At 75.0% G+C, this 18,019-nt stretch carries 19 protein-coding genes; 7 read left to right on the forward strand and 12 right to left on the reverse strand.

Features of this window, described 5'->3' with window-relative positions:
• The first annotated feature begins 12 nt into the window (after positions 1-12).
• Together phoU and BX266_RS15530 are read left to right on the forward strand one after the other, a co-directional pair.
• Complete coding sequence (gene phoU, locus BX266_RS15525) at positions 13-687, forward strand: phosphate signaling complex protein PhoU (RefSeq protein WP_099900307.1); 675 nt, start codon at positions 13-15, stop codon at positions 685-687.
• Positions 688-836: 149 nt separating this feature from the next.
• Positions 837-1,016, forward strand: coding sequence for a hypothetical protein (locus BX266_RS15530; protein WP_099900309.1), 180 nt, complete (start codon positions 837-839; stop codon positions 1,014-1,016).
• Positions 1,017-1,068: 52 nt separating this feature from the next.
• Here BX266_RS15530 and BX266_RS15535 read toward each other — a convergent pair whose 3' ends face one another.
• Positions 1,069-1,656 (reverse strand): lytic polysaccharide monooxygenase, encoded by a 588-nt coding sequence (locus BX266_RS15535; protein WP_099900311.1) that lies wholly within the window; start codon positions 1,654-1,656, stop codon positions 1,069-1,071.
• Between the two features lie 262 nt (positions 1,657-1,918).
• Positions 1,919-2,677 (reverse strand): phosphoglyceromutase, encoded by a 759-nt coding sequence (locus BX266_RS15540; RefSeq protein ID WP_099900313.1) that lies wholly within the window; start codon positions 2,675-2,677, stop codon positions 1,919-1,921.
• Between the two features lie 108 nt (positions 2,678-2,785).
• On the opposite strand from BX266_RS15540, the gene BX266_RS15545 reads away from it, so the two are divergent.
• Positions 2,786-4,045, forward strand: a complete 1,260-nt coding sequence (locus BX266_RS15545) for an MFS transporter (RefSeq protein WP_099900315.1) — start codon at positions 2,786-2,788, stop codon at positions 4,043-4,045.
• Between the two features lie 7 nt (positions 4,046-4,052).
• On the opposite strand, the gene BX266_RS15550 is transcribed toward BX266_RS15545, so the two are convergent.
• The 3 genes from BX266_RS15550 to mshA form a co-directional block, all read right to left on the reverse strand.
• Positions 4,053-4,532, reverse strand: a complete 480-nt coding sequence (locus BX266_RS15550) for an SLATT domain-containing protein (RefSeq protein WP_099900317.1) — start codon at positions 4,530-4,532, stop codon at positions 4,053-4,055.
• Between the two features lie 32 nt (positions 4,533-4,564).
• The gene (locus BX266_RS15555; RefSeq protein ID WP_099900319.1) at positions 4,565-5,080 is read right to left on the reverse strand and encodes a YbjN domain-containing protein; all 516 of its coding nucleotides are present in this window, start codon (positions 5,078-5,080) and stop codon (positions 4,565-4,567) included.
• Between the two features lie 79 nt (positions 5,081-5,159).
• Positions 5,160-6,485, reverse strand: coding sequence for a D-inositol-3-phosphate glycosyltransferase (gene mshA / locus BX266_RS15560; RefSeq protein ID WP_099900321.1), 1,326 nt, complete (start codon positions 6,483-6,485; stop codon positions 5,160-5,162).
• Between the two features lie 176 nt (positions 6,486-6,661).
• On the opposite strand from mshA, the gene BX266_RS15565 reads away from it, so the two are divergent.
• Positions 6,662-7,486: an SAM-dependent methyltransferase gene (locus tag BX266_RS15565; protein ID WP_099907910.1), complete on the forward strand. Its 825-nt coding sequence runs from the start codon at positions 6,662-6,664 to the stop codon at positions 7,484-7,486.
• Between the two features lie 171 nt (positions 7,487-7,657).
• Here the strand turns inward: BX266_RS15565 and BX266_RS15570 are convergent, their stop codons facing one another.
• On the reverse strand, positions 7,658-8,194 hold the full coding sequence (locus BX266_RS15570) for an O-acetyl-ADP-ribose deacetylase (protein WP_099900323.1): 537 nt from the start codon (positions 8,192-8,194) through the stop codon (positions 7,658-7,660).
• A gap of 217 nt (positions 8,195-8,411) precedes the next feature.
• Here BX266_RS15570 and BX266_RS15575 point away from each other — a divergent pair, with 217 nt between their 5' ends.
• Positions 8,412-9,827, forward strand: a complete 1,416-nt coding sequence (locus tag BX266_RS15575) for a PP2C family protein-serine/threonine phosphatase (protein ID WP_099900325.1) — start codon at positions 8,412-8,414, stop codon at positions 9,825-9,827.
• A gap of 78 nt (positions 9,828-9,905) precedes the next feature.
• On the opposite strand, the gene BX266_RS15580 is transcribed toward BX266_RS15575, so the two are convergent.
• From BX266_RS15580 to BX266_RS15590, 3 genes are all read right to left on the reverse strand, one after another.
• Positions 9,906-10,247, reverse strand: a complete 342-nt coding sequence (locus tag BX266_RS15580) for a DUF2516 family protein (protein ID WP_259464713.1) — start codon at positions 10,245-10,247, stop codon at positions 9,906-9,908.
• 96 nt (positions 10,248-10,343) lie between these two features.
• Positions 10,344-10,880 (reverse strand): hypothetical protein, encoded by a 537-nt coding sequence (locus tag BX266_RS15585; protein WP_143686936.1) that lies wholly within the window; start codon positions 10,878-10,880, stop codon positions 10,344-10,346.
• Positions 10,881-10,933: 53 nt separating this feature from the next.
• Positions 10,934-11,344, reverse strand: a complete 411-nt coding sequence (locus BX266_RS15590) for a helix-turn-helix domain-containing protein (protein WP_099900331.1) — start codon at positions 11,342-11,344, stop codon at positions 10,934-10,936.
• Between the two features lie 366 nt (positions 11,345-11,710).
• On the opposite strand from BX266_RS15590, the gene BX266_RS15600 reads away from it, so the two are divergent.
• A complete protein-coding gene (locus tag BX266_RS15600; protein WP_099900333.1) occupies positions 11,711-12,325 on the forward strand; it encodes an HAD family hydrolase in 615 nt (204 codons plus the stop codon).
• 53 nt (positions 12,326-12,378) lie between these two features.
• Positions 12,379-13,197 carry an alpha/beta fold hydrolase gene (locus BX266_RS15605; protein ID WP_099900335.1) on the forward strand — a complete coding sequence of 273 codons (819 nt, stop codon included), beginning with the start codon at positions 12,379-12,381 and terminating at the stop codon, positions 13,195-13,197.
• An 18-nt stretch (positions 13,198-13,215) separates the two neighbouring features.
• Here BX266_RS15605 and BX266_RS15610 read toward each other — a convergent pair whose 3' ends face one another.
• From BX266_RS15610 to BX266_RS15620, 3 genes are read right to left on the reverse strand one after another with little or no spacing between them, the layout of a single operon-like run.
• On the reverse strand, positions 13,216-13,398 hold the full coding sequence (locus BX266_RS15610; protein WP_099900337.1) for a hypothetical protein: 183 nt from the start codon (positions 13,396-13,398) through the stop codon (positions 13,216-13,218).
• A 4-nt stretch (positions 13,399-13,402) separates the two neighbouring features.
• Positions 13,403-16,660: a DEAD/DEAH box helicase gene (locus tag BX266_RS15615; RefSeq protein ID WP_099900339.1), complete on the reverse strand. Its 3,258-nt coding sequence runs from the start codon at positions 16,658-16,660 to the stop codon at positions 13,403-13,405.
• Between the two features lie 31 nt (positions 16,661-16,691).
• On the reverse strand, positions 16,692-17,945 hold the full coding sequence (locus BX266_RS15620; protein WP_180290499.1) for an MFS transporter: 1,254 nt from the start codon (positions 17,943-17,945) through the stop codon (positions 16,692-16,694).
• Positions 17,946-18,019 lie beyond the last annotated feature (74 nt).

Below are 18,019 nucleotides of genomic sequence, written 5' to 3' on the forward strand. Positions count from 1 at the left end.
GGAGAAGAGCGCATGCGCGACGCGTACCACGAGGAACTCGACTCGATCAGCGACGGCCTGGTCGAAATGGCCCGCCTGGTCGGCTCGGCGATGGGACGGGCCACCACGGCGCTGCTCGACGCGGACCTCGAACTGGCGGAGAGCGTGATCGCCGCCGACGAGAAGGTCAACACCCTGCACCACGACCTGGAGAACCGGGCCATCGACCTGCTGGCCCGCCAGCAGCCGGTCGCCACCGACCTGCGGATCGTGGTCACCTCGCTGCGGATGAGCTCCGACCTGGAGCGCTGCGGCGACCTGGCCCGGCACGTTGCCAAGGTGGCGCGGCTGCGCTACCCGGAGACCGCCGTCCCGAACGACCTGCACCCCATCGTGCTGGAGATGGGCCAGCTGGCCCAGCGCCTGGTCGCCAAGGCCGGCCTGGTGATCGCCACCAAGGACGTGGACAAGGCGCTGGAGCTGGAGGCGGACGACGACGCGATCGACGCCCTGCACCGCGAGCTGTTCTCGCACCTGCTGGACGACCGCTGGCACCACGGCATCGAGACCGCGGTGGACGTCACCCTGGTCGGCCGCTACTACGAGCGCTTCGCGGACCACGCGGTCTCGGTCGCCAAGCGCGTGGTGTTCCTGGTGACCGGCGAGCACGTGGACGACTTCAAGGCCACCGCCGAGTCGGCCGAGTAGCCGTCCCGGACGGGGCTCCGCAGGGGGCGCACGGGGGCGGGAGAGCCGCCCCCGCGCGCCCGTTGACGCACCGTCGACCGGGGGGTTTCACTCGAAGGGACGGGCGTCCATCGGGCTGCCCGGCTCCGCCCGGACGAGGAGGCAGCGCCATGAAGACGACCGGCACCCCGACCACCGCCCCGCCGAGCCCGGTCACTCCGGCCGCGGCCGAACTCCTGCCGATCCTGGCGGCCGGCTGCGGCTGCGGCCCGGGCTGCGGCTGCGGCTGCCAGTCCGGTGCGCCCTGCCAGTGCGGCGGCGCGACCGGCGGCTGCTGCGGCGGCCACTGACCGTGCGCGCGAGCGGGGGCCGGGCACCTGGGTGCCCGGCCCCCGTGGTGCGTCAGAAGGTGACGTCCATGCACTGGTAGAAGGCGTTGCCGGTGTCCGCGATGTCCCAGACGGCCAGGATCACCTGGTGACCGGTCAGGCCGGCGGGCAGGGTCGCGGTGTGGCTGAGCGTGGCCGGGGGCTGCTTGCCGCCCATCGGCACGGTCAGGATCGGGGTCGGGTCGAGGTTCGCCCGGGTGAGCTTGGTGGTCGCGTCGTAGCCGGGCTTGGTGATGAAGTACCGGAACGAGGTGGTGGCGTGCCGCGCCTCGATGCTCCAGGTGAGCGTCAGCTGCTGACCGGCCGTCACCTTGGTGGTCGGCCAGCCGCCGGCCCGCGGGTCGTCCAGCGGCGCCCACCGGGCGTCGCCGCCGGCGCACAGCTTGCCGTCCGCGGGACCGGCGGCCGGGAAGCCCTTCGGCCCCTCGACGCTCTGCGGCTCCCACTGGATCTGGCCGCACTTCTTCACGATGCCGGCCCCGCACAGCCCGGCCCGGCTGGGCGGGGTCGTGATGAACCCGTGCGAGCTGGCCGGGATCGCGGTGGCCAGGGTCGCGGCGGCGGCGGCGAGGCCGACCGCCAGGATGTTGCGCTTGCGCATGGTGCTCCTCCGTGGGGTGGATGGAGTACATGGCCGCGGGCATGCGGACGGGTCGCGTGGGGGCGACCCGATTGTCATGCCCGCGCCGACAGTGGCTCCACGCTAGAAGCCGCCACGGCCCCCGTCAATGGTCTGAACCAATCGGGAACCACGGTGCGCCGCACGGAAGTTGACGACCCGCCAGCAAACGGGACAGCCCCCTGGGCCGGGGCGTCGTTGCGCCGGGCAGGGGGCTGAGCTGGGTGAGGGCGAGGGGTGCTGCTTACTTCTTGCCCTGGTTCTTCACGGCCTCGATGGCGGCCGCGGCGGCCTCGGGGTCGAGGTAGCGGCCACCCGGGGTGAGCGGCTTGAAGTCGGCGTCGAGCTCGTAGACGAGCGGGATGCCGGTGGGGATGTTGAGGCCGGCGATGGCCTCGTCGGAGATGCCGTCGAGGTGCTTGACCAGGGCGCGCAGGCTGTTGCCGTGGGCGGTCACCAGGACGGTCTTGTTCTCGGCCAGGTCCGGCACGATGGCGTCGTACCAGTAGGGGAGCATCCGCTCGACGACGTCCTTGAGGCACTCGGTGCGGGGGCGCAGCTCCGAGGGGATCTCGGCGTAGCGGGCGTCGCCGGCCTGGGAGTACTCGGAGTCGTCGGACAGCACCGGCGGCGGGGTGTCGTACGAGCGGCGCCAGAGCTGGAACTGCTCCTCGCCGAACTCGGCGAGGGTCTGGGCCTTGCCCTTGCCCTGCAGGGCGCCGTAGTGGCGCTCGTTCAGGCGCCAGCTGCGACGGACCGGGATCCAGTGGCGGTCGGTCTTGTCCAGGGCGATCTGCGAGGTGCGGATCGCGCGGCGCAGCAGCGAGGTGTGCAGCACGTCCGGCAGCAGGCCCTCGGCGAGCAGCAGCTCGCCGCCGCGGGCCGCCTCCTTCTCGCCCTTCTCGTTGAGGTCGACGTCGACCCAACCGGTGAACAGGTTCTTCTGGTTCCACTGGCTCTCGCCGTGGCGGAGCAGGATCAAGCGATAGGTCGTGTCAGCCATGGGGCCAGCCTAGTGGAGCGGAAATTCCGTTGACCGGGGCGTCCACGCTCCGGGTAATGTGCTTTAAGCGATTTTGCCACTTACTTTCTCCATCGCCCGGGAGCCGCCATGCCGCTGACCGCCCGTCTGGTCGCCGAGGCCCGCAGAGCCGGGGGCGGGCTCCCGCGCCAGTTCTGGTGGCTGTGGACGTCGACCCTGGTGAACCGCCTCGGCGGCTTCGTGGTGACCTTCCTGTCCATGTACCTGACCGCCGAGCGCCACTACTCCCCCGCCTACGTCGGCCTGGTGGCGGCGCTGTTCGGGCTGGGCTCGGCGGTGGCCGCGCTCGGCGCCGGAGTGCTCACCGACCGGCTCGGGCGGCGGCCCACCCTGCTGGCGGCGCAGCTGGCGACGGCGCTGTTCACCGCGGTGCTTGGCTTCACCGACGGGCCGGTGGCGATCGCCGCGGTGGCCTTCCTGGTCGGCCTGGCCAACAACGCCTCCCGCCCGGCGGTCTCCGCGATGATCGCCGACCTGGTGCCGGCCGCGGACCGGGTGCGTGCCTACTCGCTCAACTACTGGGCGATCAACATCGGCTTCGGCGCCTCCGCCGCGGTCGCCGGACTGATCGCCGCGCACGGCTACCTGACGCTGTTCCTGCTGGACGCGCTGACCACCCTGCTGTGCGCGGTGGTGGTGTTCGCGAAGGTCCCCGAGACGCAGCCGGAGCCGAACGCGGCCTCCGCGCAGCGCTCCGCTCCGGCGATCGGCCTGGGCACGGTGTTCCGGGACGGGCCGTTCATGGCCGTGGTCGGCGTGAACCTGCTGCTCGCGCTGGTCGTCCAGCAGGGCTCCACCACCCTGGCGGTGGACATGGGCCGGCACGGCGTCTCCGCCGCCCAGTACGGCCTGGTGATCAGCCTGAACGGCCTGCTGATCGTGCTGCTCCAACTGCCGCTCACCCGGCTGATGGAGGGCCGCGACCGCACCGCCCTGCTGGTCGTGGGCGCGCTGCTGACCGGCTGGGGCTTCGGCCTGACCGCGGTGGCCGGCTCCTCGACGGCGCTCTACGCCCTGACGGTGGCGGTCTGGACGATCGGCGAGATCGTCAACGCCCCGACCATGATGGCGCTGGTCGCCGAGCACTCCCCGGCCGCGGCGCGCGGCCGCTACCAGGGCGTCTACTCGCTGTCCTGGTCGCTGGCGTCCTTCCTCGGCCCGCTCGCCGGCGGCCTGCTGCTGCAGCTCGCGGGCAGCTGGGCGCTGTGGGGCGCCTGCGCCGTCGCGGGGACGCTGGCCGCCGTCGCGTTCGTGGCGATCGGCCGCCGCCGGCCCCGTCCGGCGGACGAGGCGGAGCCGGTGCGGGAGGCGGCGGTCGCGACCGCCTGAGCGGGTGTCAGGTCGCCGAGCCGCCGACCTCGCTCTGCCGCAGCCGGACCCAGGAGTCGTGGTCGTCCTCCAGGATCGCCTGGTACTCGTCGATCAGCGCCGCCAGCCGGACCGGGTCCGGCACGGCCTCGCCGTACTCGGCCTTCAGCAGGGCGAGCCGGCGGCGCAGCGAGGTCAGCCGGTGCACGGTGTCGGAGCGCTGGATCCACAGCGTGCGGTAGCCGAAGAACGCGGCCCAGGCGGCCAGCACGGTGACCAGCGCGCCGGAGACCAGCGCGGCGTCGGCGAACCGGGTGGCGGAGGGTTCGCCGACCTTCAGCCCGAGCAGCACGGTGACCAGCGCCGACAGGCTGACGGTGGCCATCTGCAGGGTCAGCGCCCGGCGGCGGTCCCAGTCGCGGCGGCGCCGGCGTTCCTTCAGCTCGGCCGCCAGCTCGGTCTCCAGCCACGCCAACTTCCGTTGCGCGACGGCGGTTTCAGCATCCATTGGTGTCCTCCCCGGGCGGGAGGATACCCGGATCAGCCCTCGGCGGGAGGGTTCTCGCTCGCCAGGTGCGCGAACGCGGTCAGATTGCGGGTGGACTCGCCGCGCTTGGTCCGCCACTCCCACTCGCGCCGGATCGCGGTCGCGAAGCCCAGCTCCAGCAGGGTGTTGAACGGCTCGTCGGCGTTCTCCAGCACCGTTCCGAGCAGCCGGTCCACCGCGTCCGCGGTCAGCGCCTCCAGCGGCAGCCGGCCCGCCAGGTACACGTCGCCGAGCCGGTCGATCGCGTACGCCATCCCGTACATCCGGGTGTTGCGCTCCAGCAGCCAGCGGTAGACGCCCTCGTGGTTCTCGTCCGGGCGGCGGATCACGAAGGCGTTCACCGACAGGGTGTGGTCGCCGATCCGCAGCGCGCAGGCCGTGGACAGCTTGCGGGTGCCGGGCAGCGAGGCCACCAGGGTGTAGCCGTCCCCGGGGGCGGGCTCCCAGGCCACACCGGCCTCGTCGAGGGCGGAGGCGAGGAGGGTGCGTGCGTCGTCCTTGGCGGCCATGGGGACCACGCTAGGGCCTGCCGCGGCCGAACGGGGTGTCGGCTCGATCACCCCGCGCGCCGCGCCCGCTGAGCCCCCGTCAGGGACGGGCCGCCAGGCGGGCGCCGGACATCGCCCCGGTGTACACCTCGGCGGTGGCGCCGGCCGCGGTCAGCCAGCCGAACTCCGCCGCGTGCCGGGCCGCCGCCGCGCCGCGGACCACCGTCAGCCCCCGGTCGGTGGCGTACGGGAGCAGCGCCTGCGCCCAGGCGTCCGGGTCGTGGCCCGGCACCAGGGTGCCCGTGACGCCGCCGCGCACCGCGACCGGCAGGCCGCCGACCGCCGCCGCGACCACCGGGGTGCCGCAGGCCTGCGCCTCCAGCGCGACCAGGCCGAAGGACTCGCTGTGCGAGGGCATCACCAGGGCGGTGGCCGCCCGGTACCAGTCGGCGAGCTGCTGCTGCCCGACCGGCGGGTGGAAGCGCACCACGTCGTTGATGCCGAGCTGGGCGGCGAGCTTGTGCAGGCTCTCCGGGCGGGCCAGGCCGGTGCCGGACGGGCCGCCGACCACCGGCACCACCAGTCGCTCGCGCAGCTCCGGGTGGCGCTCCAGCAGCCGGGCGACCGCCTTGAGCAGCACGTCCGGCGCCTTCAGCGGCTGTATTCGGCCCGCGAACAGCAGCACCGCGGCGTCCTGCGGCAGGCCCAGGCGGTGCCGGGCGGCGGCCCGGTCGCCCGGGCGGAACACGTCGAGGTTCACGCCCGGGTGCACCACCGCGAGCTGCTCGGGGCGCGCCTCGTAGTGGTGGGCCAGCTCGGCGGCCTCCTCGGCGGTGTTGGCGATCAGCCGGTCGGCGGCGCCCACCACCTGGGTCTCGCCGATCACCCGGGCGGCCGGCTCCGGGGTGTCGCCCTCCGCCAGCGCCGCGTTCTTCACCTTCGCCATGGTGTGCATGGTGTGCACCAGCGGGACGCCCCAGCGCTCCGCGGCCAGCCAGCCGACCTGACCGGACAGCCAGTAGTGCGAGTGCACCAGGTCGTAGTAGCCGGGGCGGTGGCCGGCCTCGGTGCGCAGCACCCCGTGGGTGAACGCGCACAGCTGGGCCGGCAGGTCCTCCTTCAGCAGCCCCTCGAAGGGCCCGGCGGTGACGTGCCGGACCAGCACGCCGGGCGCGAGCTGGACGGTCGGCGCGTCCTCCGAGCTGACCGCGCGGGTGAACACCTCGACCTCGATGTCCAGGTCCGCGAGGCGCTTGGCCAGCTCCACGATGTACACGTTCATGCCGCCCGCGTCGCCGGTGCCCGGCTGGTGCAGCGGGGACGTGTGGACGCTGAGCATCGCGATCCGGCGCGGGCGGCGGGGGCGGGAGGGGGCCGGGGCCCACCGCGACTCGCTGCCGGGCCTGCGGACGAGGTGTTGGGTCACCTGCGGAAGCCTCCCTGGGCGCTGCCCGTCTCTGTCTCTCTCGCTGCTCACGCACCGCCGCCCGCGGCGGGAAGGCTGCGGGCGGTAGGGCGTCAAGGGTCCCAACCGGAACGGTGCGTCCCCGTATTCCCGGTGCGGCGCAGACCCCGGGGCGGGCTTGCGTAGGCTTGGTGACCATGGCCGCAAGCGACACGCCGTCGTCCCGGGGCCGGTCGAGCCGGCCGGTGGGGACGATCACCCGGGGGACCACGAACACCAATCGGCTGCGGCGGATGGACCGGTGGATCGCCCACACGGCGGGCCGGGCGCTGCGGGCGGCGGTGCAGCCGCCGGTGGCGGTGGACCTGGGGTACGGGGCGGCGCCGTGGACGGCGGTGGAGCTGTCGGCCCGGCTGCGGGCGGTGCGGGCGGACGTGCGGGTGGTGGGGATCGAGATCGACCCGGCCCGGGTGGCGGCGGCGGAGCCGTTCGCCCGGCCGCCGCTGCTGGAGTTCCGCCGGGGCGGGTTCGAGGTGCCGCTGCCGGGCGGGGCGCGGGCCCAGCTGATCCGGGCGGCGAACGTGCTGCGGCAGTACGACGAGGACCGGGTGGCCGAGGTGTGGGCGCGGCTGTGCGGGCGGCTGGCGCCGGACGGGCTGCTGGTGGAGGGCACCTGCGACGAGATCGGCCGGCGGCACGTCTGGGTGGCGCTCGGCCCGGAGGGGCCGCGGACGGTGACCTTCGCGGCCCGGCTGGGCAGCCTGGAGCGGCCGTCGGACCTGGCGGAGCGGCTGCCGAAGGCGCTGATCCACCACAACGTGCCGGGCCGCCCGGTGCACGCCTTCCTGCGCGACTTCGACCGGGCGTGGGCGGCGGCGGCCCCGCTGGGGGCGTTCGGGGCGCGGCAGCGCTGGGTGGCGGCGTGCGCGGCGCTGGCCGCGGACTGGCCGCTGCGGGACGCGCCGGCCCGGCGGCGGCAGGGCGAGCTGACGGTGGACTGGACCGCGCTGGCCCCGCGGTAGCCCGGGCCCGGCGCGGTGGCGCCGTGGCGCCGTGGCAGACCGAACCCCCGGTTCGAGCATCCGTTCGATAGTTCACTCGAACGAGTTATCGATTTCCTCTGGCGTGTTGACGCCCCGCCACGCCACCATGGGAGCGTTCGCACGAGCGGTCGCACCGCCCCTGAGCATCCGTCAGCTCCCCGGCTCCCGGAGCTCTCCCCACACCCGTTCGAACGTCCCGTACGACTCGGCACCGAACAGCACGAAACGCACCTCGTCCAGGTCGGAGCCCTCCTCGGCCGCGGTCGTCAGGGCGATCCGAGCGGCATCGTCCAGCGGCCAGCCGAAGATCCCGGCGGAGATCGCCGGGAAGGCCACCGTCCGCGCACCCAGTTCCACCGCGACCCGAAGGGATTCCCGATAGCACGAGGCCAGCAGCTCGGAGAGCTGTCGGCGGTTCTCCTCCCGGAACACCGGCCCCACGGTGTGCACCACCCAGCGGGCCGGGAGCCGGCCCGCCGTGGTCGCCACGGCCCGGCCGACCGGCAGGCCCTTGCCGTAGTGCGAGGCGCGCAGCCGGCGGCAGTCCGCGAGGATCTCCGGTCCGCCCCTGCGGTGGATCGCCCCGTCCACCCCGCCGCCTCCCAGCAGGGACGAGTTGGCGGCGTTCACCACCACGTCCACCTGCTGATCCGTGATGTCACCCTGCACCAGCGTGATCTGTGTCACCGCTCCTCATCTCCAGTCAACTCCGCACCTGCGAAAGCGGAAACCCTGCGCAGGGCCGCCACCGGACGCGTGGCAATAACCACATCGGCGCCGCTCAGTCGAAGAAATCCTCGGAGATCACGTTATGGTCGCGGGAAGCCCCCCGATGCCCGGTGCCACACGGGCACCGCGGACGGACACCAGCCGTTGGCCTGTCGGGGAAAGGAAGGACCGACCGATGCCCGCTACGGGAGACGGGCGGGCACCCGACGCGACCGCGAGCGCCGGTGCCGCCGAACGCAGCCGCAGCAACCGCGCCCACAACGGACGCGGCCGCGCCACGGCCACGGCGCCGATACCGCATCCGCGCGCCACCCCGGCGGCCGGCGAGCCCGCCCGGGCCGCCGCCGAGTTCCGGGTCCTGGTGATCGAGAACGACGGCCCGGAGCACCAGCTGTTCGAGTCGCTGACCGCCGAGCTCGGCGAGCACACCGAGCTGCACCGGGTCGACGGCGTCCGCGAGGCGATCGCCCTGCTGCCGCCCACGCCCGGCACCGGCCGGCGCGGGCACCGGTACGTCGACTTCCAGTGCGTGCTGCTCGACCTGGGCGCGCCCGGCGAACTGCCGCCCGGCAACGACGGCCTGGACGGGCTGCGCGAACTGCTCCAGCGCGCCCCGCACACCGCCGTGGTGGTGCTGACCGACGCCGCCGGGGCCGAGCTCGGCGCGGCCGCGGTCGCCGCCGGCGCGCAGGACTTCCTGGTCCGGCAGGACACCGGCGGCCCGCTGCTGGCCCGCGCGCTGCGCTACGCGGTGGAGCGCAAGCGCGCCGACGAGTCGCAGCGCCGCCTGGTCGAGGCGGAGATCCGCGGCCAGGAGAACGCCCGCCTGCAGCGCCACCTGCTGCCCACCCCGCTGCTGGACGGCGCCGGCCTGGCCTTCACCCGTCGCTACCGCCCCGGCCGGCGCCGCGCGCTGCTCGGCGGCGACTTCTACGACGCGGTCCGCACCGGCGACGGCCGGGTGCACGTGGTGATCGGCGACGTCTGCGGCCACGGCCCGGACGAGGCCGCGCTCGGCGTCGCACTGCGGATAGCGTGGCGGACGCTGGTCTTCGCCGGCCTCACCGGCCAGCAGCTGCTCACCACCCTGCAGCACGTGCTGGAGCACGAGCGCCGCAGCGACGAGATCTTCGCGACGCTGTGCATGGTGGTGCTCGACCCGCCCGCCGAGAACGGGACCGGCCCCGAGTCCGCGCAGCTCTACTTGGCCGGGCACCCCGCGCCGCTGCTGCTCGGGCCGGACGCGCCGGTGCTGCTGCCGTCCGAGCAGGCCGGTCCGGCGCTCGGTCTGCTGCCCTGCGACACCACCCACTCGTCCTGGCCCGCGCAGCGGCTGGAGCTGGCCCCCGGCTGGCGCCTGCTGCTGTACACCGACGGCCTGGTCGAGGGAAAGGTCGGCGCGGGTTCGCCGCGGCTGGGCCAGGAGGGCCTGATCGAGCTGATCGCCGACCACCAGGCCGCCGGGCTGAGCCGGGGCCGGCTGGTGGACTCGGCGATCGCCGAGGTCGAGGAGCTGAACGGCGGTGCGCTCACCGACGACGTCGCGGTGCTGCTGCTGGAACGCAACCCGGTTCCGGTGGTCATGGGCTGACGGTCCGTCGGCCGAAGTGACGACGAAGGAGGGCGGTCCCCGCGGGGACCGCCCTCCTTCGTCGTCACCGTGCCGAGGTCACCAGGGGCCGTAGGGGCCCGAGTTGCTGCGGCCGCCGCCCCGGCCGCGGCCGTCGGTGAGCAGCTTGATCGCGGGGCGGACGTCCACCACGTAGACGATCGCGGCGACCAGGCCGATCAGCGTCAGCAGGCCCGTCACCGGGTTGGCCCCGAACAGCAGGTCGGCGCCGAGGGCCAGGCCCAGGACCACCACCCAGAAGGTCTTGGTCTTCTTGTCGGCGGCCCGGTAGGCGTCCTCGCGGCGGAACGCGGCGTCGACGAACGCGAACGCCTTGAAGCAGATGATCGCCGTGGCCAACCACCAGAACGGGTTCAGCAGGTGGATGTTCAAGAACTGCACCTGGGGCTCCTCACTCTCTGTTCCCATCCTGGCACGGGCTCTGCCGGAGTCAACGGTGCCCGGCGGCGCGGCGTTCCCGCCCGCACCGCCGGCGGGTCACTCCGCGGAGTCGGCGGCGGCGCTCTTCCGGGCCCGGGCGGTCTTCTTCGCGGCCGGCTTCGCCAGCGGCTCCTCGTCCACCAGCACCTCGGCGACCACGACCTCCTCGACCTCCGGCTCGGCCTCGGACCCGGCGGCGGGCTGCCCGGCCTGCGGGGCGTTGGCGGCGTCCACCACGGTGCGGCCGCGGACCGCGAGCTCGTCGTAGACCTCCTTGGCCTTGACCGCGAACTCCAGCGCCCGGCCGACCTGCTGCATCGCGAACTCCTGCGCCTTGGCCTGGAGTTCCTTCACATCGGTGGGCAGCGCGGTGACCGCCTCGGTGACCTTCGCCTGCGCGTCGGCCAGCGCGGTGCCGGCGTCCTGCAGGGCGGCGGCGGCCTTCTCCTGCGTGCCCTTGCGGTCGGCGGCCAGCGCCTCCAGCTGGGCGGGGACCTCGCGGAGCTTCTCGTACGCCAGGTCGCCGGCGCCGGCCAGGGCGTACAGCGGGGTCGGGTCGCTGAGGGTCTTCTTGATGTCGTCGCTGATCGGCATGTCGGTCCTCCGGTCGGGGTGGCGCCGCGCGGTCGGGTCGCGCGGGGCGCAGGTCACGCGGGTTCGGCGCCCGCAGGTTCGGTCGGGTCGGCGGCGGGGCCCTCCGCCGGGCGGGCGACGCCCTGGTTCTCCTTCAGGAACGCCTCGTACACCGCCAGCAGGGCCTGCTTCTGCCGCTCGTTGATCAGCGGATCGGCGAGGATCGCGGCCCGCAGGCCAGGCCCCTGCTCGTCCCGCTCCTCCAGGATCCCGGCCTGCACGTACAGCGTCTCCGCCGAGATCCGCAACGCCTTGGCGATCTGCTGGAGGATCTCCGCGCTGGGCTTGCGCAGCCCGCGCTCGATCTGGCTCAGGTACGGATTGGACACCCCGGCCGCGTCGGCGAGTTGCCGCAGCGAGTACTGCGCGCTCCGCCGCTGCTCCCGGATGTACTCGCCGAGCGAGCCCACGTTCAGTGACGCCATATGGGCAGTCTGCCTCGCGGCGCTTGCAATTGCAAGCACGTTGCTAGCGACTGCAAGCCGGGCGTGTCAGGCCCCTTCGGGGGCCCCGCCGGCGACCGTGAGCCCCGGACCGAAGTCGAACCGGCCCGGGGTGGAGACGGGGACGGCGGTGGCGTGGAAGTCGGCGAGGGTGCAGCGGAGCCGGGTCGGCTGCTCTACCGGGTGGGCGCGCAGGCGCCAGGGTCCGGAGTCGTCGGCGCCCGGTGGCGGTCGAGCAGCGCGGCGTGGGCGGCCGGCGCGTTCGAGTGCCGGGCGGGGGTGGCCACGGCGGCGATTCTGCCGCAGGGTGGGGGCGGCCATCGGACGAATCGGGAGAGGGCGGCGGGGATGACGGAGCGCCAGGTCGGTGCGGTGCTGTGCGACGTGGACGGGGTGCTGCGAATCTGGGCGGAGCTGGCGGAGGTGGACCTCGCGCACGGGTTGGCGCCCGGGACGGTGGCCGGGGCCGCGTTCCGCGCGGAGCGGCTGTTGCCGGCGGTGACCGGGCAGGTGACGGACGAGCAGTGGCGGGCGGGCGTCGCCGAAGATCTGACCTCGGTGTGCGGGTCCGCCGAGCGGGCCGCGGCGGTCGTCGCGGCCTGGGGGCGGCAGCCGTCGGAGCCGGACCTGGAGGTGCTGGCGCTGCTCACCGCGGCGCGGCGCAGCGTGCCGGTGGTGCTGGTGTCCAACGGCACCACCCGGCTGGAAGCCGACCTTGTCGCGCTCGGGTTGGACAGGGCGGCGGACGCCGTGGTCAACACCGCCCGGCTGGGGTTCGCCAAGCCGGACGAGCGGGTGTACCGGGTGGCGGCGGAGCGGGCCGGGGTGCCGGTGGGGCGGTGCCTGTTCGTCGACGACAGCGCCGCCAACGTCGCGGCCGCCGCGGCGGTCGGCATGCACGGGCACCACCACCGCGGCGCGTCCGGACTGGCGCGGGTGCTCGCCGACCACGGGCTGCTCTGACCGGCGGGTGGAATTCCGGGCCGGTCGGGGGCGGGGCGTGGCACCATCCGCGCATGACGATCTTCACGGCGCACGACGGGACGGACCTGTACTTCGAGCAGCTCGGCGACGGGGCACCGCTGGTGGCGCTGCCGGGCGGCCCGGGCATGGATGCGCGCTACCTGGGGTCGCTGGGCGGGCTGGACACCGGGCGGCGGCTGGTGCGGCTGGATCCGCGCGGGTGCGGGCGGTCCGGGGTGCCGGTGGAGCGGGCGAGTTGTGCGTTCGGGGAGCAGGTGAAGGACCTGGAGGCGCTGCGCGAGCGGCTCGGGGTGGAGTCGTTCGATCTGCTGGGCCACTCGGCGGGGGCGCTCACCGCGCAGGCGTACGCGGCCGAATTCCCGTCACGGGTGCGGTCGTTGGTGCTGGTGACGCCGGTCGGGCGGGCGGCCCGGGAGCCGGACGGGGCGGAGCTGGCGGCGATCAGGGCGGGGCGGGCCGGGCTGCCCTGGTACCCGGACGCGGCGGAGGCGGAGCGGCTGTTGGCCGCGGGCGAGGGTGACGTGGCCGCGCTGTCCCGGCGGATCACTCCGTTCTTCTGGGGCAGTTGGGACGAGCGGGCGCGGGCCGCGGCGTTCGATCCGGAGCTGGCGCCGGCCGCACCGTGGATGCGGGAGGCGTTCTACGCGAGCGCGGGCACGCCCCGGCCGGTGCCGATGCCGGTGCTGGTGGTGGCCGGGGCGCTCGACGGCCTGATCGGCACCGTCCCGGCGAGGCTGGTCGCGGACTGCCACCCGCGGGCCCGGCTCGAAGTCCTCGACGGCGCCGGGCACCGGCCCTGGGTGGACCGGCCGGCCGCGTTCGCCGCGCTGGTGGACGGGTTCCTGGCCTGAGCCCGGCCGGAGGCGCGCTCAGCCGCCTTCGGTCAGGCGGCGGTAGGCGGGGGCGAGCAGCGCGGCGAGTTCGTCGGGCCCGAGGGCGTCGAGCGCGGGGGCCGGCGGCTCAGCAGGCGCATCGGGCGGGCGGAGGGTGAACTCGCCCTCCCAGAAGGCGTCGAGGCAGTCGTCGAGCGGGCGGTCGGAAGGGCTGGTCACGGGGTCACTCCCCTACGGCGTCGGCGGACAGGGCGAGCAGTTCGCGGAGCTGCTCGGTGGGCAGTTCGGTCAGCCACCGCTCGCCGGAGCCGATCACGGCGTCGGCCAGGTCGCGTTTGGCGTCGATGAGTTCGGCGATCCGCTCCTCGACGGTGCCGGTGCAGACCAGGCGGCGGACCTGGACGTCCCGGTGCTGGCCGATCCGGTGGGCGCGGTCGGTGGCCTGGTCCTCGACGGCGGGGTTCCACCAGCGGTCGAGGTGGACGACCTGATTGGCGGCGGTGAGGTTGAGGCCGGTGCCGCCCGCCTTCAGGGAGAGCAGGAACACCCCCGGCCCGTCGGCGGACTGGAAGCGGTCGACGAGTTCCTGGCGGCGCGGCGCGGGGAGGCCGCCGTGCAGGTACAGGACCGGGGCGCCGAGGCGGCGGCGCAGATGGGGCTGGAGCATGGCGCCGAACTCGGCGTACTGGGTGAAGACCAGGGTGCGGTCGCCCTCCGCCAGGGCTTCCCGCAGCAGCGCGACCAGCCGCTCGACCTTGCCCGAGCGACCGCCCAACGGCGACTTGTCGTGCAGGAGTTGGGCGGGGTGGTTGCAGACCTGCTTGAGCCGGCCGAGGGCGGCGAGGACCGCGCCCTTGCGTTCGACGCCGCGAACGCCGCGCAGGCGGCTGAGCAGGTCGGCGACCACCGCCTGGTAGAGCCCGGCCTGTTCGGGGGTGAGATTGCAGCGGACGGTGAACTCCTGCTTGGCGGGCAGCTGCTGGCCGATCTCGGGGTCGCTCTTGACCCGGCGGAGCAGGAACGGGCCGGTCAGGCGCTGCAGTTGGGCGGCGACCTCGCGGTTGCCGGACTGCTCGACCGGGACGGCGTAGCGCTCCTTGAAGGACTCGGGGCTGCCGAACAGGCCCGGGTTGGCGAAGTCGAGCACGGCGTGCAGTTCGGCCAGCCGGTTCTCCACCGGGGTGCCGGTGAGCGCGATCCTGGGGCCGGAGCGCAGTGAGCGGATCGCCCTCGACTGCCGGGCGCCGCGGTTCTTGATGTGCTGAGCCTCGTCGGCGACGATCCGCCGCCAGCGCACGGCGCGGAGCGTCTCGGCGTCGCGCTGCAGGATGCCGTAGGTGGTGACGACCAGGTCGGCGGTGGCGTCCGGGGCGGTGCGGTCGGGCCCGTGGTGGAGCTGGACGCGCAGGCGCGGGGCGAACCGGGCGGCTTCGCGCTGCCAGTTGCCGACCAGCGAGGTCGGGCAGACCAGCAGCACCGGCCCGCGCGCGCCCCTGGCGTGTTCGAGCGCCAGCAGGGCGAGGGCCTGGACGGTCTTGCCGAGCCCCATGTCGTCGGCCAGCACCGCGCCGAGGCCGAGCCGGCCGAGCGCGTCCAGCCAGGCCAACCCCCGCTCCTGGTACGGGCGGAGATCCCCCGCGAAGCCGGGCGGGGGCGGGGTGCGGCGGGCGCCGGGCAGGCGGCCGAGCCGGCCGGCCAGCAGGTCGCCGAGCGGGCCGTCGGCGTGCACGGTGTTCACCGGCAGGCCGTCCACCACGATGCCGTCGTCGAGCGCGAGGCGGAGCAGCGCGGCGGTGTCGAGCTGCGGATCGTCCCGGCGGGCGGCCAGGAAACGCAGCGCCGCGGCGAGTTGGGCCGCGTCCACCTCGACCCACTGGCCGCGGAACCGGACCAGGCCCTGCTGGGCTGCCGCAAGCTCGTCCAACTCCTGCTGGGTGAGCGGCTGTTCGCCGATCGCCAGCTGCCAGCGGAAGTCCACCACGGCGTCCCGGTCGGCCTGCGCGGTGCGCTTGACCGAGCCGGGCGCGGGCTCGCTGTGCGCGGTGACGGCCAGCCCCAGCCGCGGGCGGCGACGCCACCAGGCGGGCAGCAGGACGCCGTACCCGGCGGCGGCGAGGGCGGGCGCGGTGTCCCGGAGGAAGGCGAGCGCGCCCGACCGATCGAGGTCCAGGCCGGTGGGGCGGCTGTGGTGCAGCGCGGCCCGCAGGTCGGGGCTGAGCCGGGCGGCCCGGTCGAGCTCGGCGAGGTACTGCTCGACCGGGTCGCCGAGGGTCCGGGCGAGGGCGGCGAACGCCGGTCCGCGGGACCAGAGTTCGGCGGCCGGCAGCAGCAGCGAGGGCCGGTCGGCAGGGCCGAGCAGCACGTCGAGCCGCCAGTTCTCGTCCGGCGCGACGCCGTCCGGATCGTCCGCGGCGGTACCGAGCGGCTCCGACAGCCGGAACGCGAGCCGCACCTCTCCGGTGGGCTCGGCCCCGGCCGTCCACCCGGCGAGCCGGGCGACCTCCGCGGGCTCGGGCGGGGCGGGCAGTCTGGCGTCGTGGCCCCGCAGGGCGGCGAGCCAAGCCGGCCCGCGACGCTGAACGGGCTTTCCGGAGACCGCTGTCGGCGACGGAACGACGGAGGTCTCGGCAGGCGCGGGCCCGCTGGGCGCCCCCGGACGGGGGGAAGCAGGCGGGCTGTCGAGGGGCGAACGACCTCCTGCACCGGGGACCGGAGCCGACGACGATTCGGCGGGTGACCGGCCCTCGGGGGCGGACAGGGCCGGACGGCCCGGGAGCGGGGGGTCGTCGGCGGAGAGGGCGGTGCGGGTCTCGTGGTCGGTGAGGGTGTCGAGGACGGTGCCGAGCAGGGCCGTGCCGGTGGTGTTCGGGCCGGCCTCGGCGCGGGCGATCGGGGGGCAGCCTGCGGCGAGGGCCGCCGTCTCGCGGAGGGCGGGGGCGTCTGGGGCGGGGCGCCAGCGGGCGGCCCAGCCGCCGGCCTCCTCGACCAGGGCGGGCAGGACCCGGCCGCGGCCGACCAGCCGCCAGGCGAGGTCGTGCACGGCCGTCAGCCAGCGCAGCGAGGCGCCGTAGGCGAGTTCGGCGGTGCGGCCGCCGGGCAGCTCGACGGTGGTGCCGGGCCAGACCGGGTCGAAGAGTTCGCCGAGCAGCTGCGCGGCCTCCGGGACGTCGAACAGCAGGGCGGGGATCCGCCACGGCTGGAGCGCCAGCCCCCTGGCGGTGGAGCCGACGGGGAGGTCGGGGGACGGGGTCGGCCGGGAGCCGAGCGTCGGCAGCCGCAGGGTGAGCCACCGTTCGGCGCCGCGTTCGGCGAGCCAGGCCGGGCCCGGTCCGACCGCCGCGAGCAGCGCCGCGACCTCGCCCGCCGCGCACGCGAACGGGTGCCTGGTCCCTTGCACGGGACGCCCGACGAACGCCCCGGCGTCCTCCGCCCATACGCCGAGCCGCCCGTCGGCCCGCCACTGGGCATGCAGGACGTACATGGAGCCTCCGCGTCGGGTCGGATCCTCCAGCCTAGATCGGCCCACCGACGAACGGAGGTCGGGCCGCATCGGGCGCAGCGGCCCGCAGCGTGCTGCGTCGCCGGGTCAGGCGGGCGAGGAAGACCAGTGCGAGGGCGATGGCGGTGCCGTGGGCGACGGCGACCACCGGCAGCGGGGCGAAGGTGTCGAGGGCGGCGGCGACTGCGAGCATGCCGGCGCCGAAGCCGAGGTTCTCGACGGTCGCGGAGAGGCCGAAGGCGTGGCCGCGCAGCGCTTCCGGGAGGGTCTGCAGGTGGGAGGTGTAGGCGACTTCGGTGAGGCCGTCGGCCGCGCCCGCCAGCACGGCGATCGGGACGGTCGCGGCCCAGGGCAGTCCGGCGAAGGCGAGCACGAAGGCGGCGGACATGGCGATGGTGCCGAGTCCGAAGCCGCGGGCGCCGACCGGACGGCCGCCGCGGGCGTGCCGCCGCCGGAGCACCTGCTGGACCAGGACGTTGCCGAGCGCCCAGACGCACCAGAAGACGCTGACGAAGACCGCCGGGTGGTGCGGGTCGAGCCGGGTCGAGTAGACCGGCAGCGCCGCGTTGTGCGAGGAGGAGCCCAGCGCGTCCACTCCGCGCAGCGCCACCATGAGGCCGAGGGCCGGAACGGTGCCGAGCGCGGCGACGGCGGCGGGGAGCCGGGTGCGGGGTTGCGGGTCCGCGGCGCGTTCCGGGCGGGGCCGGGCGGCCGGCAGGGCGGCGACCGTGGCGGCGCAGACGGCGAAGGTGACGGCGTCGGCGAGCAGCGCCGCGGTGTAGCCGAGCAGCGAGACGACCAGGCCGGAGGACGCGAAGCCGGCCACCATCGCGCCCGAACGTCCGCTCACCATCAGGGAGTTGGCCCAGGTGGCGCGGTCCTCGCCGACCAGTGCCGGGGTCGAGCTGCGGAGCGCGACCAGGAACAGCGTGCCGCCGGCGCCGACCGTCGCGGCGACCAGGAACAGCATGGCCGTCCGGGCGCCGGCCGGGGCGGCCGCGAGCAGCAGCAGGGCCGCGGCCTGGGCGAGGTTCGCGGTCAGCATCACGCTGCGCGCAGAGCGGCGGGCGAGCAGCGCCCCGGCGGCCAGGCCGGCCGCGAACCCGGCGGCGAGCCGGGCGGCCATGAACGCGCCGACGGCCAGCGCCCGGCCGGTGACCGCGTAGACGTACAGGTTGAGGGCGACCAGGTTGAGGAAGGTGCCGTACGAGGAGACGGCGTAGCCGGCCACCAGCAGGCGGTACCGGCGTTCCCCCGGATCGGACATGTCGGCTCCCCTTCCGTGTGCTGTCCGGGCCGACCCTACGCATGCGCACCCAGGGCCCGCCATGGGCATGCCCG

The organism is Streptomyces sp. TLI_171 (genome assembly GCF_003610255.1).
Classification (GTDB): domain Bacteria; phylum Actinomycetota; class Actinomycetes; order Streptomycetales; family Streptomycetaceae; genus Kitasatospora.

Excerpts from the sequence above, each read along its gene's own strand:
- BX266_RS15550 (WP_099900317.1), bottom strand. The coding sequence starts at position 4,532 with ATGGATGCTGAAACCGCCGTCGCGCAACGGAAGTTGGCGTGGCTGGAG.
- BX266_RS15620 (WP_180290499.1), bottom strand. The coding sequence starts at position 17,945 with ATGTCCGATCCGGGGGAACGCCGGTACCGCCTGCTGGTGGCCGGCTAC.
- BX266_RS15545 (WP_099900315.1), top strand. The coding sequence starts at position 2,786 with ATGCCGCTGACCGCCCGTCTGGTCGCCGAGGCCCGCAGAGCCGGGGGC.
- BX266_RS15540 (WP_099900313.1), bottom strand. The coding sequence starts at position 2,677 with ATGGCTGACACGACCTATCGCTTGATCCTGCTCCGCCACGGCGAGAGC.
- BX266_RS15565 (WP_099907910.1), top strand. The coding sequence starts at position 6,662 with ATGGCCGCAAGCGACACGCCGTCGTCCCGGGGCCGGTCGAGCCGGCCG.
- BX266_RS15535 (WP_099900311.1), bottom strand. The coding sequence starts at position 1,656 with ATGCGCAAGCGCAACATCCTGGCGGTCGGCCTCGCCGCCGCCGCCGCG.
- BX266_RS15530 (WP_099900309.1), top strand. The coding sequence starts at position 837 with ATGAAGACGACCGGCACCCCGACCACCGCCCCGCCGAGCCCGGTCACT.
- BX266_RS15615 (WP_099900339.1), bottom strand. The coding sequence starts at position 16,660 with ATGTACGTCCTGCATGCCCAGTGGCGGGCCGACGGGCGGCTCGGCGTA.
- BX266_RS15590 (WP_099900331.1), bottom strand. The coding sequence starts at position 11,344 with ATGGCGTCACTGAACGTGGGCTCGCTCGGCGAGTACATCCGGGAGCAG.
- phoU (WP_099900307.1), top strand. The coding sequence starts at position 13 with ATGCGCGACGCGTACCACGAGGAACTCGACTCGATCAGCGACGGCCTG.
- BX266_RS15555 (WP_099900319.1), bottom strand. The coding sequence starts at position 5,080 with ATGGCCGCCAAGGACGACGCACGCACCCTCCTCGCCTCCGCCCTCGAC.
- BX266_RS15575 (WP_099900325.1), top strand. The coding sequence starts at position 8,412 with ATGCCCGCTACGGGAGACGGGCGGGCACCCGACGCGACCGCGAGCGCC.
- BX266_RS15600 (WP_099900333.1), top strand. The coding sequence starts at position 11,711 with ATGACGGAGCGCCAGGTCGGTGCGGTGCTGTGCGACGTGGACGGGGTG.
- BX266_RS15605 (WP_099900335.1), top strand. The coding sequence starts at position 12,379 with ATGACGATCTTCACGGCGCACGACGGGACGGACCTGTACTTCGAGCAG.
- BX266_RS15585 (WP_143686936.1), bottom strand. The coding sequence starts at position 10,880 with ATGCCGATCAGCGACGACATCAAGAAGACCCTCAGCGACCCGACCCCG.